We start from the raw sequence: 11,846 nt of genomic DNA on the forward strand, positions 1-11,846 counted from the left end.
GCAAAGCCACCGGGGACCGAAACACCGGCGCCCGCGAGGTTACTGATCATCTCGCCGAGGGATGCGTTCTTGCCCCCCACATGCTCCACATCATGGACGCCGAGCTTATCGAGGGAAACTACGTACTCTACCAAGGTGATCTCTCCACTAACCGATTGTTGTTGGGAAAAGCTTCGGTGCTCGGACCCGTAAAAGGCGGGTCACCGCACGGGTTGGTCTGGATCTGGATTACAGGTAAGAATGCAGTCAGGTCATGGCCTGCAAACGCGCCTATGATATCCAACAATCGTCATCAGCTTAAGGCCCAGAGCGCAAATGAAACGATCCGCTTTCTTCATCTCCGACGGCACCGGCATCACAGCCGAAACCTTGGGCCAGAGCCTGTTGGCACAATTTGAAAACATAACCTTCAACAAGTTCACGCGGCCCTATATTGACAGCGTCGAGAAAGCGCGGGCAATGGTGCAGCAAATCAACAAGGCCGCCGAGAAAGACGAGGTGCGTCCGATCATCTTCGACACCATCGTCAATCAGGACATCCGGGAGATTCTGGCGACGTCCGACGGCTTCATGATCGATATCTTCTCGACCTTCCTGGCCCCGCTTGAGCAGGAGCTTAGTTCACACTCCTCCTACTCGGTGGGGAAATCGCATTCCATCGGTCACAACTCCAATTACATGGAGCGCATCGAGGCAGTGAACTTCGCCCTAGACAATGACGACGGCGCTCGCACGCATTATTACGACAAGGCGGACATCATTCTGGTGGGCGTTTCGCGCTGCGGCAAAACCCCGACGTGTCTGTACATGGCCATGCAATTCGGCATCCGCGCCGCCAACTATCCGCTGACTGAAGACGACATGGAGCGCCTGCAACTGCCGCCCGCGCTCAAGCAGCACCGCGACAAACTGTTCGGCCTGACCATCGACCCTGATCGTCTGACTGCGATCCGCCACGAACGCAAACCCAATAGCCGCTATTCGAGTTACGCCCAGTGCGAATTCGAGGTGCGGGAAGTGGAAAACCTGTTCCGCCGCGAAAACATTGCGAACATCAATTCCACGCACTTCTCCGTCGAGGAAATCTCCGCAAAAGTGCTGGTGGAGAAAGGCGTAGAGCGGCGGTTTAAGTAATGTATCCCCAGTAGGAGCGAATTTATTCGCGAGACGACTTTAATCGCCGACGATAAGGTCCGGGCAGCTTCGGCCTCTCGCGAATAAATTCGCTCCTACAGCGGCAGCTTCAACCCGGCACCCGCACCCAGCCTTCCATCAACACCCGCGCGCTGCGGCTCATGATCGCTTTTTTCACTGACCACTCGCCGTCGACCAACACCGCCTCGGCCCCCACTCGTAACGTGCCCGATGGATGCCCGAACCGCACCGCGCTGCGTTCACCACCCCCCGCCGCCAGATTCACCAACGTCCCGGGGATTGCCGCCGCCGTGCCAATCGCCACCGCCGCCGTCCCCATCATGGCGTGATGGAGTTTGCCCATGGACATCGCCCGCACCAGCAGATCGGTGTCTGATAACCCCACGGTTTTGCCGCTGGACGACACATACTCAGAAGGCGGCGCAACGAACGCCACTTTTGGCGTGTGCTGACGCTTGGACGCCTCATCGACATTGGCAATCAAGCCCATTTTCAACGCACCATAGGCACGAATGGTCTCGAAACGGTTCAGCGCCTGCTGGTCGCTGTTGATCGCATCCTGCAGCTCGGTGCCGGTGTAACCGATGTCGCTGGCATTGACGAAGATGGTCGGGATACCGGCATTGATCATCGTCACTTTGAACGTGCCGACGCCGGGCACTTGCAGTTCATCCACCAGGTTGCCGGTGGGGAACATCGAACCGCCTGCGCCCTCTTCTTCCGCAGCCGGGTCCATGAACTCCAGCTGTACCTCGGCTGCGGGGAAGGTCACGCCGTCCAGTTCGAAATCGCCGGTTTCCTGCACGGCGCCGTCGGTGATCGGTACGTGGGCGATGATGGTTTTGCCGATATTGGCCTGCCAGATGCGAATCACGGCGATGCCGTTCTGCGGGATGCGGTCACGCTCAACCAGCCCGTTGCTGATGGCGTACGGGCCGACCGCTGCTGAAAGATTGCCGCAGTTACCGCTCCAGTCCACGAAGGGTTTGTCGATGGACACCTGACCGAACAGGTAATCGACGTCGTGATCCGCTTTTGTGCTCTTGGAGAGAATTACAGCCTTGCTGGTGCTCGACGTCGCGCCGCCCATGCCATCGATCTGCTTGGCGTACGGGTCCGGGCTGCCGATGACGCGCAACAGCAAGGCATCGCGAGCAGCGCCCGGCAATTGCGCCGCTTCCGGCAAATCCTGCAGGCGGAAAAACACGCCTTTGCTGGTGCCGCCGCGCATGTACGTGGCGGCGATTTTGAGTTGTGCTGGGTGAGTCATGAAAATTCGTTCCTTTATATAAGCACCAACCATCTCGGGGCGAACGCGTCCAGACCAGACCACATGCACTCCCCGTGGGAGCGGACCTGTCCGCGAAGAGGCCTGTGAACGTGACACATTTCTAGCGCCAGACAGATTGCATTCGCGGACAGGTCCGCTCCCACGAGTCATGTATCGCTCGCCCACGGCAGCGATCCCACTTCAAGCCACCGCTGAAGACTCAAGAAAATCCTGAGCAAAGCGCTGCAACACGCCACCCGCCTCGTAGATCGACACCTCTTCCCCGGTATCCAGGCGGCAAGTCATCGGCACATCAACGATTTCCCCGTTTCGGCGACGGATCACCAAAGTCAGCGTAGCGCCCGGCGTGCGTTCGCCGATCACGTCGTAGGTTTCGGTGCCGTCGATGCCCAGCGTGAGGCGATTGACCCCCGGTTTGAATTCCAACGGCAACACGCCCATGCCCACCAGATTGGTGCGGTGGATACGCTCGAAACCTTCGGCCGCAATCACTTCCACGCCCGCCAGCCGCACGCCCTTGGCCGCCCAGTCGCGGGAAGAACCCTGACCGTAATCGGCGCCGGCAATGATGATCAGCGGTTGCTTGCGCGCCATGTAAGTTTCGATGGCTTCCCACATGCGCGTGACCTGCCCTTCCGGCTCAACCCGTGCGAACGAGCCCTGCTTGACCTTGCCACCCTCCAGTACCATTTCGTTGAACAGTTTGGGGTTGGCAAACGTCGCCCGTTGCGCGGTCAAGTGGTCGCCGCGATGGGTGGCGTAAGAGTTGAAGTCCTCTTCCGGCACGCCCATGTGCGCCAGGTATTCCCCCGCCGCGCTGTCGAGCATGATCGCGTTGGACGGGGAAAGGTGATCGGTGGTGATGTTGTCCGGCAGCACCGCCAGCGCTCGCATGCCCTTGAGCGTACGTTCGCCGGCCAGCGCGCCCTCCCAGTAAGGCGGGCGGCGAATATAGGTGCTCATTGACCGCCACTCGTACAGCGGCGCGACTTTCGGGCCGGTGTCTTCGTGAATGGCGAACATCGGAATGTACACCTGACGGAACTGCTCGGGCTTGACCGAGGCCTTGACCACTTCGTCGATTTCTTCATCGGTAGGCCAAAGGTCTTTCAGGCGGATTTCCCTGCCATCGACCACGCCCAGTACATCCTTCTCGATATCGAAGCGAATGGTCCCCGCAATGGCGTAAGCCACCACCAGCGGCGGCGAGGCGAGAAAGGCCTGCTTGGCGTAAGGATGAATCCGCCCGTCAAAGTTGCGATTGCCGGACAGTACCGCCGTGGCGTAGAGGTCGCGGTCGATGATTTCCTGCTGAATGACCGGGTCAAGCGCGCCGGACATGCCGTTGCAGGTGGTGCAGGCAAAGGCGACGACGCCGAAACCCAATTGCTCAAGCTCAGTAGTAAGCCCCGCTTCATCCAGGTACAGCGCGACGGTTTTGGAACCCGGCGCCAGCGAAGATTTCACCCACGGTTTGCGCGTCAGGCCCAGCCGATTGGCGTTGCGCGCCAGCAGCCCGGCGGCGATCACGTTGCGCGGGTTGCTGGTGTTGGTGCAACTGGTGATGGCAGCGATGATCACCGCGCCGTCGGGCATTTGCCCTGGCACGTCTTCCCAGGCGCCGGAAATACCTTTGGCGGCCAGATCGCTGGTCGCCACCCGCGCATGGGGATTGGACGGCCCGGCCATATTGCGCACGACGCTGGACAGATCAAAACTCAATACGCGTTCGTAAGCGACCTCGGTCAGGGTGTCAGCCCACAGGCCGGTTTCACGGGCGTAGGTTTCCACCAGCTTCACTTGCTCGTCTTCACGGCCGGTGAGCTTGAGGTAATCGATGGTCTGCTGATCGATAGAGAACATCGCCGCGGTCGCGCCGTATTCCGGGGCCATGTTGGAAATGGTCGCGCGGTCGCCCAGGGTCAGGGCACTGGCACCTTCGCCGTAGAACTCCAGCCAGGCGCCCACGACTTTCTGTTTGCGCAGGAATTCGGTCAGCGCCAGCACCACATCGGTAGCGGTGATGCCCGGTTGCGGACGGCCCGACAGGCTCACGCCAATGATGTCTGGCAGGCGCATCCACGAGGCCCGGCCGAGCATGACGTTCTCCGCCTCCAGACCGCCGACGCCGATGGCGACAACGCCCAGAGCATCGACATGTGGCGTGTGGCTGTCGGTGCCGACCAAGGTGTCGGGGAACGCCAGACCGCCCTGCACCTGAATCACCGGCGACATCCGTTCCAGGTTGATCTGGTGCATGATCCCGTTGCCCGGCGGGATGACTTCGACGTTTTTGAACGCCTGCTTGGTCCAGTTGATGAAGTGGAAACGGTCTTCGTTGCGACGGTCTTCGATGGCGCGGTTCTTAGTGAAGGCGTCAGGGTCGTAGCCGCCGCACTCCACCGCCAGCGAGTGGTCGACGATCAACTGCACCGGCACCACCGGATTGACCTGCGCCGGGTCGCCGCCCATATCGGCAATCGCGTCACGCAAACCGGCCAAGTCCACCAGCGCGGTCTGTCCAAGGATGTCGTGGCAGACCACTCGCGCTGGGAACCACGGGAAGTCGAGGTCGCGTTTGCGCTCGATCAGTTGCGTCAGCGAGGCCTTCAAGGTGTCCGGGTTGCAGCGGCGCACCAGGTTTTCCGCCAGCACACGGGAGGTGTACGGCAGCGTGGCGTAGGCGCCGGGCTTCATTGCATCGACAGCCGCACGGGCGTCGAAGTAATCCAGCGACGTACCGGGCAAGCGTTTTCTGTATTCAGTGTTCATCGTCAGCACTCGGTCACGGTTATTTCAGTGGGTGAAGGGCCGTTCCAGGCGTCATATCGCGGCGCTCATCTGTAGGAGCGAACTTGTTCGCGAGGCGTCAGGCCTGATCCACCGCGCAAGGCCCTTTCGCCAACAAGTTGGCTCCTACAGGTTTTGGCGTTTCATTCAGATCCCGGTGCGGCCTCCTCCCACCTTTAGCGTTGTTCGATTGGCACGAACTTGCGCTGTTCGACGCCGATGTATTCGGCGCTTGGACGGATGATGCGGTTGTTGGCCCGCTGCTCGAACACATGCGCGGCCCAGCCGGTCAGGCGCGAGCAGACGAAAATCGGCGTGAACAGCGGCGTCGGGATGCCCATGAAGTGGTACGCCGAGGCGTGATAGAAGTCGGCGTTGGGGAACAGCTTTTTCTGCTCCCACATGGTCTTGTCGATGGCTTCGGAAACCGGGAACAGCACCGTGTCGCCTACCTCATCCGCCAGCTTCTTCGCCCAGCCCTTGATCACTTCGTTGCGCGGGTCGTTGTCTTTGTAGATCGCGTGACCAAAGCCCATGATCTTGTCCTTGCGCTCCAGCATGCCGAGGGTGCCTTTGACCGCCTCTTCGGCCGAACCGAATTTTTCAATCATCGCCATGGCCGCTTCATTGGCGCCGCCGTGCAGCGGACCGCGCAAGGTGCCGATCGCCGCCGTGACGCATGAATACAGGTCGGACAAGGTCGACGCGCAGACCCGCGCGGTGAAGGTCGAGGCGTTGAATTCGTGCTCTGCGTAGAGAATCAGCGACACGCTCATGACCTTGCGGTGCAGTTCGCTCGGGGTCTTGTCCAGCAGCAGCTTGAGGAAATGGCCGCCAATGGAAGCTTCGTCGGTCACGCAATCGATGCGTTTGCCGTCGTGGCTGAAGCGATACCAGTAACACATGATCGCCGGGAACGCGGCGAGCAAACGGTCAGTTGCATCGTGCTGCTGGTCGAAGTTTTCTTCCGGTTCAAGATTGCCCAGCATCGATGCGCCGGTGCGCATGACGTCCATCGGGTGAGTATCAGCCGGAATGCGCTGGAGAACTTCCTTGAGCGCTTGCGGCAAATCACGCAGGCCCTGGAGTTTTTTCAGGTAGGCATCCAGCTCGCTTTGCGTCGGCAGATTGCCGTAAAGCAGCAGGTAAGCGACTTCCTCGAACTGTGCATCGGCTGCCAGTTCACGAACGTCGTAGCCACGATAGGTCAGACCGGCGCCGGCCTGTCCGACGGTGGACAAGGCTGTCTGCCCCGCCACCTGGCCACGCAGGCCAGCACCGCTCAATACTTTTCCTTCAGCCATTGCTGTCTCCAATTTTGAATTTGTTAGGGATTTGGCAATTCGTTCGTTCTATGAATAGGGACTCGTGGGAGCGGACCTGTCCGCGAAGACAATCGTTTGTCCGACAGACAGATTCCGGATGTACCGGCCTCTTCGCGGACAGGTCCGCTCCCACGGGGGATCATCGGTTGATCCATGTTCAGTGTTTCAGCTCTTCTTCTGCGCAAACAACGCATCAAGCTTCTGCTCGAAGGCGTGGTAATCGATGCGCTCGTATAACTCCATACGCGTTTGCATGGTGTCGACGACGTTCTGCTGAGTGCCGTCGCGGCGGATCGCGTTGTAGACATTCTCCGCCGCCTTGTTCATCGCGCGGAACGCCGACAGCGGATACAACACCAACGCCACTTCAGCAGCTTTGAGCTCATCGGTGGTGAACAGCGGCGTCGCACCAAACTCGGTGATGTTGGCCAGAATCGGCGCCTTCACCCGGCTGGCAAACAGCTTGTACATCTCAAGCTCGGTGATCGCTTCAGGGAACACCATGTCAGCGCCGGCTTCGATGCAGGCTGCAGCACGATCCAGTGCCGACTCCAAACCTTCTACCGCCAGTGCATCGGTCCGCGCCATGATCACAAAGCTTTCGTCGGTGCGCGCGTCCACCGCTGCCTTGACCCGATCAACCATCTCTTGCTGGGAAACGATTTCCTTGCCCGGCCGATGACCGCAGCGCTTGGCGCCGACCTGATCTTCGATGTGCATCGCCGCCGCGCCGAACTTGATCATCGACCGGACTGTGCGCGCGACGTTGAACGCCGAAGCACCGAAACCGGTATCGACGTCCACCAGCAGCGGCAGGTCGCAGACGTCGGTGATGCGGCGCACGTCAGTCAGCACGTCGTCCAGACCGGTGATGCCCAGGTCCGGCACGCCAAGCGACCCGGCCGCGACGCCGCCGCCCGAGAGATAAATAGCCTTGAAGCCCGCGCGCTGGGCCAGCAGCGCATGATTGGCGTTGATGGTGCCGACCACTTGCAGCGGGTGTTCGCTGGCCACGGCGTCGCGGAAACGTTGGCCGGGAGTGCTTCTGATCAGACTCATTTTTCTTTTTCACCTCGGGCAGGCGCAGCGTGATAGTGCTGCTCAATGTTGCGTTTGGACGCGGCGATATGGCGGCGCATCAACAATTCGGCCAGTTCGCCATCACGGTCGGCGATGGCGTCGAGAATGCGGTGGTGTTCGGCAAACGCCTGACGCGGACGGTTCGGCGTGGTGGAAAACTGAATCCGGTACATGCGCACCAGTTGATACAGCTCGCCGCAGAGCATCTGGGTCAGCGTGCTGTTGCCGGCGCCCTGAATGATCCGATAGTGGAAATCAAAATCGCCTTCCTGCTGGTAATAACCGACGCCCGCTTGAAAGGCTGTGTCGCGCTCATGGGTTTCGAGCACGGCGCGCAATTCATCGATTTCATCCCGGGTCATGCGCTCAGCTGCCAAACGGCAGGCCATGCCTTCGAGGGATTCTCGGATTTCGTACAGCTCGACCAGTTCGGCGTGGCTCAGGGATACGACCCGGGCGCCGACGTGGGGAATGCGCACCAGCAGGCGCTGACCTTCGAGGCGGTGAATCGCCTCGCGCAGCGGTCCACGGCTGATGCCGTAAGTGCGCGCCAGTTCAGGCTCGGAAATCTTGCTGCCGGGCTTGATATCGCCCTTGACGATAGCGGCCTGAATGCGTCGGAAGACGTTCTCGGAAAGCGTTTCCGACTCGTCTTGCGCTGGGGGTAGAGTTTCGACGGCATCCAACATTGTTGACACCTTTTAAATTTATAGCGCTAAAGCTAGCCAATCAGAGCCAATTAGTCAAAGAGAAATCAGCAATTGTCGACAGTACGCACCGCCGAGGAAAAAGCGCGCTTGCCCGCGAAAAATGTGCGTGTCCGATAGATATCCTCCAGCAGTACTTATATTCGCGGGCAAGCGCGCTCCTACAGACTGGTTCAGGCTCGTCCGGGATTTTCTGGAGCCTCAAAACCTTCATGCTAGAATGCGCCGCGCCGCTGCCCCGACTTCACGACGGCTGCTTGACCTTCTTTTTTACCTTGCCAGGACTTATGAGCCTCAACCCTTTCCTTATTGTGCTGTGCCTGCTGCTGCCCGGCATGAGCCTCGCTGCCGAAAAGACCGTCTACGGCCTCAACGAGTACGCAGAGCTTGCAGACATCGATCTGCAAGTCGCGGCAAAACTCGACACCGGCGCCAAAACCGCATCTCTCAGTGCGCGCGACATCAAGCGATTCAAGCGCGATGGGGAATCCTGGGTGCGTTTCTACCTGGCTATCGACGATGCGCACGCGCACCCTATCGAGCGGCCGCTGGCGCGAGTCAGCAAAATCAAGCGACGCGCAGGCGACATCGACCCCGACGACGAGAAAAAATACACCGCACGGCCCGTCATCAGCCTGAATGTGTGCATGGGTTCAGCTTTAAGAACCGTGGAAGTGAACTTGACCGACCGAAGTGCATTCCAATACCCGCTTTTGATTGGCTCCGAAGCCCTGAAATACTTCGACGCGCTGGTCGATCCCAGCCTTAAATACGCAGCAGGCAAACCAGCCTGCGCGACCGATGCTTTAACCGCAGAGTAACTACATGCGCGCGCTTACCCTCCATCTGAAAATCCTGATCACAATCCTGGTAGGACTGGGCATTGCGATCACGGCTTATCAGATACTGGTTCTCGGGATCCCGGTGACCGAAGACGAAACCGACGACCTGTGGAACATCGACGCCAAGGTCGAGTTCGTCGCCAATCCCAAAGACCCGGTCAAAATCCAGATGTTCGTGCCACCCCTGGCGCGGGACTACATCAGCCTCAATGAAAGCTTCATCTCCAACAATTACGGGGTCAGCGTCAATCGCGCCGACGGCAACCGCAAAGTCACCTGGTCCGCGCGACGTGCCACGGGCAATCAGACGCTGTATTACCGGTTGGTCCTGACCAAGCGCTACAGCGGCGAAAAAGCCAAGGTCAAAGGCCCGATCTTCCGTGACAGCATCGTCGTCGAAGGCCCGGAGAAAATTGCTGCCGACGCCCTGCTCGCGCCGATTCGCCAGCACTCCGCCGATGTCGAGACGTTCGTCACCGAAGCCATCAAGCGCGTCAACAACCTGAGCGACGACAACGTCAAGCTGCTGCTGGCCGGTGATTCGTCGGTGGCCAACAAGGCCCGCATCACTGAAATCCTGCTGTCTATCGCCCATGTGCCAGTCGAGAAGGTTCACACCATTCGCCTCGTCGCAGACCAGCCGCAAACTCCTGAGCTGTGGCTGCGCAGCTTCAATGGCAAGGACTGGCTGTATTTCAATCCGGACACCGGTGAAGCGGGCCTGCCCCAGGACCGCCTGCTGTGGTGGATCGGCGACGAAAACCTGATTTCGGTGGAGGGCGGCAAAAAAGCCACGGTCAATTTCAGCCTGAACAACAGCGAGATGAACGCCATCCGCCTGGCCAAACTGACCGACGAAAACACCGACGCGGACTTTCTCGAATACTCGTTGTACGGCCTGCCGCTGCAAACCCAGCAGACCTTCATGATCATGGTGATGATCCCGATCGGCGTGCTGGTGATCCTGATTCTGCGCAATCTGATCGGCCTGCAAACCCTGGGCACCTTCACCCCGGTGCTGATTGCGCTGGCGTTCAGGGAGACGCAACTGGGTTTCGGGATTGTGCTGTTCACGATCATTACTGCGCTCGGGCTGTCGCTGCGCTCCTATCTGGAGCATCTGAAGCTGCAAATGCTGCCGCGTCTGTCGGTGGTGTTGACGTTCGTGGTGGTGCTGATCGCTGCCATCAGCCTGTTCAGTCACAAGCTGGGCCTTGAACGCGGCCTGTCGGTGGCACTGTTCCCGATGGTGATCCTGACCATGACCATCGAACGCCTGTCGATCACCTGGGAAGAGCGCGGCGGCGGCCATGCGATGAAAGTCGCCATCGGCACGCTGTTTGCTGCGTCCCTGGCGCACATCATCATGAGCGTGCCGGAGCTGATTTATTTTGTGTTCACCTTCCCGGCAGTGCTGCTGATCCTGGTGGGGTTCATGCTGGCGATGGGTCGCTACCGCGGCTACCGCCTGACCGAATTGATCCGTTTCAAGGCCTTCATCAAAGAGGATGAAGCGAGGGAAGACGCCAAATGATCGGATGGTGGAAAACCTGGAAGGCACTGGAAGCCAAAGGGATCATGGGCATCAACCGGCGTAACGCCGACTACGTGCTCAAGTACAACAAGCGCAGCCTCTACCCCATCGTCGATGACAAGATCATCACCAAGGAACGGGCCATCGCCGCTGGCATGCAGGTGCCGGAAATGTACGGAATCATTTCGACCGAAAAACAAATCAGCAAGCTGGACGAGATCATCGGCGGACGCAGCGATTTCGTGGTCAAGCCGGCGCAAGGTGCCGGCGGCGACGGCATTCTGGTGATCGCCGACCGCTTTGAAGACCGCTACCGCACGATTTCGGGCCGGATCATTAGCCATGACGAGATCGAGCATCAGATTTCCAGCATTCTCACAGGCCTGTATTCCCTGGGCGGCCATCGCGACCGTGCGCTGATCGAATACCGGGTAACTCCTGACCAGATCTTTAAAAGCATCAGCTACGAGGGTGTGCCGGACATTCGGATCATCGTGTTGATGGGCTATCCGGTGATGGCAATGCTGCGCTTGCCGACCCGGCAGTCGGGCGGCAAGGCTAACTTGCACCAGGGCGCGATTGGCGTCGGCGTCGATCTGGCCACCGGCACAACCCTGCGCGGCACCTGGCTGAACAACATCATCAGCAAACACCCGGACACCACCAATGCGGTAGACGGCGTGCAGTTGCCCAACTGGAACGGCTTCATGAAGCTGGCCGCCGAATGCTACGAACTGTGCGGGTTGGGTTACATCGGCGTCGACATGGTGCTGGACCAGGAACGTGGCCCGCTGATTCTGGAACTCAACGCCCGCCCCGGCCTGAACATCCAGATCGCCAACGACTGCGGCCTGACCCATCGCACCCGCGCCGTGGAAGACCGGCTGGAGATGTTCGCCCTGAACGGTCACGTGGAAAGCCCGGAAGAACGCGTGCAGTTCGTGCAGCAATTGTTCGGGCATGTTTGATCTGCCCTCTGTAGGAGCGAACTTGTTCGCGAGGCGTCGTACCTGACACACCGCACCAGCCGCCTCGCCAACAAGTTGGCTCCTACAGGGAGGCGGTGTACCTGACACACCGCACCAGCCGCCTCGCCAACAAGTTGGCTCCTACAGGGAGGCG

At 59.7% G+C, this 11,846-nt stretch carries 10 protein-coding genes; 4 read left to right on the forward strand and 6 right to left on the reverse strand.

Annotated features, from left to right (window positions below; genetic code table 11):
* The coding region (locus ACWKWM_RS18475; RefSeq protein WP_483847698.1) for a hypothetical protein at positions 1-134 on the reverse strand (134 nt) is incomplete at its 3' end.
* 181 nt (positions 135-315) lie between these two features.
* Here ACWKWM_RS18475 and ppsR point away from each other — a divergent pair.
* Entirely contained in the window at positions 316-1,134 is an 819-nt protein-coding gene (gene ppsR, locus ACWKWM_RS18480; protein ID WP_483847521.1) for a posphoenolpyruvate synthetase regulatory kinase/phosphorylase PpsR, read from the forward strand.
* A 109-nt stretch (positions 1,135-1,243) separates the two neighbouring features.
* On the opposite strand, the gene prpF is transcribed toward ppsR, so the two are convergent.
* From prpF to ACWKWM_RS18505, 5 genes are all read right to left on the reverse strand, one after another.
* On the reverse strand, positions 1,244-2,425 hold the full coding sequence (gene prpF, locus ACWKWM_RS18485) for a 2-methylaconitate cis-trans isomerase PrpF (protein WP_483847522.1): 1,182 nt from the start codon (positions 2,423-2,425) through the stop codon (positions 1,244-1,246).
* Between the two features lie 201 nt (positions 2,426-2,626).
* A complete protein-coding gene (acnD, locus tag ACWKWM_RS18490) occupies positions 2,627-5,218 on the reverse strand; it encodes a Fe/S-dependent 2-methylisocitrate dehydratase AcnD (protein WP_483847523.1) in 2,592 nt (863 codons plus the stop codon).
* A 194-nt stretch (positions 5,219-5,412) separates the two neighbouring features.
* Positions 5,413-6,540, reverse strand: coding sequence for a bifunctional 2-methylcitrate synthase/citrate synthase (gene prpC / locus ACWKWM_RS18495; RefSeq protein ID WP_483847524.1), 1,128 nt, complete (start codon positions 6,538-6,540; stop codon positions 5,413-5,415).
* 186 nt (positions 6,541-6,726) lie between these two features.
* Complete coding sequence (prpB, locus tag ACWKWM_RS18500; RefSeq protein ID WP_483847525.1) at positions 6,727-7,620, reverse strand: methylisocitrate lyase; 894 nt, start codon at positions 7,618-7,620, stop codon at positions 6,727-6,729.
* Complete coding sequence (locus ACWKWM_RS18505; protein ID WP_483847526.1) at positions 7,617-8,330, reverse strand: GntR family transcriptional regulator; 714 nt, start codon at positions 8,328-8,330, stop codon at positions 7,617-7,619. The genes prpB and ACWKWM_RS18505 overlap by 4 nt, the downstream gene beginning before the upstream one ends.
* Positions 8,331-8,635: 305 nt before the next feature.
* Between ACWKWM_RS18505 and rloA the strand changes: the two genes are divergently transcribed.
* The 3 genes from rloA to ACWKWM_RS18520 are packed head-to-tail and all read left to right on the forward strand — an operon-like array spanning position 8,636 to position 11,692.
* A complete protein-coding gene (gene rloA / locus ACWKWM_RS18510) occupies positions 8,636-9,169 on the forward strand; it encodes a retropepsin-like aspartic peptidase RloA (protein ID WP_483847699.1) in 534 nt (177 codons plus the stop codon).
* Positions 9,170-9,173: 4 nt separating this feature from the next.
* Positions 9,174-10,724, forward strand: coding sequence for an osmotic stress tolerance membrane protein RloB (gene rloB, locus ACWKWM_RS18515; RefSeq protein ID WP_483847527.1), 1,551 nt, complete (start codon positions 9,174-9,176; stop codon positions 10,722-10,724).
* Positions 10,724-11,692: an alpha-L-glutamate ligase-like protein gene (locus ACWKWM_RS18520; RefSeq protein WP_483847700.1), complete on the forward strand. Its 969-nt coding sequence runs from the start codon at positions 10,724-10,726 to the stop codon at positions 11,690-11,692. Before rloB ends, ACWKWM_RS18520 begins: the two co-directional genes overlap by 1 nt.
* Positions 11,693-11,846 lie beyond the last annotated feature (154 nt).

It is taken from the genome of Pseudomonas rosaeacicularis (genome assembly GCF_057128745.1).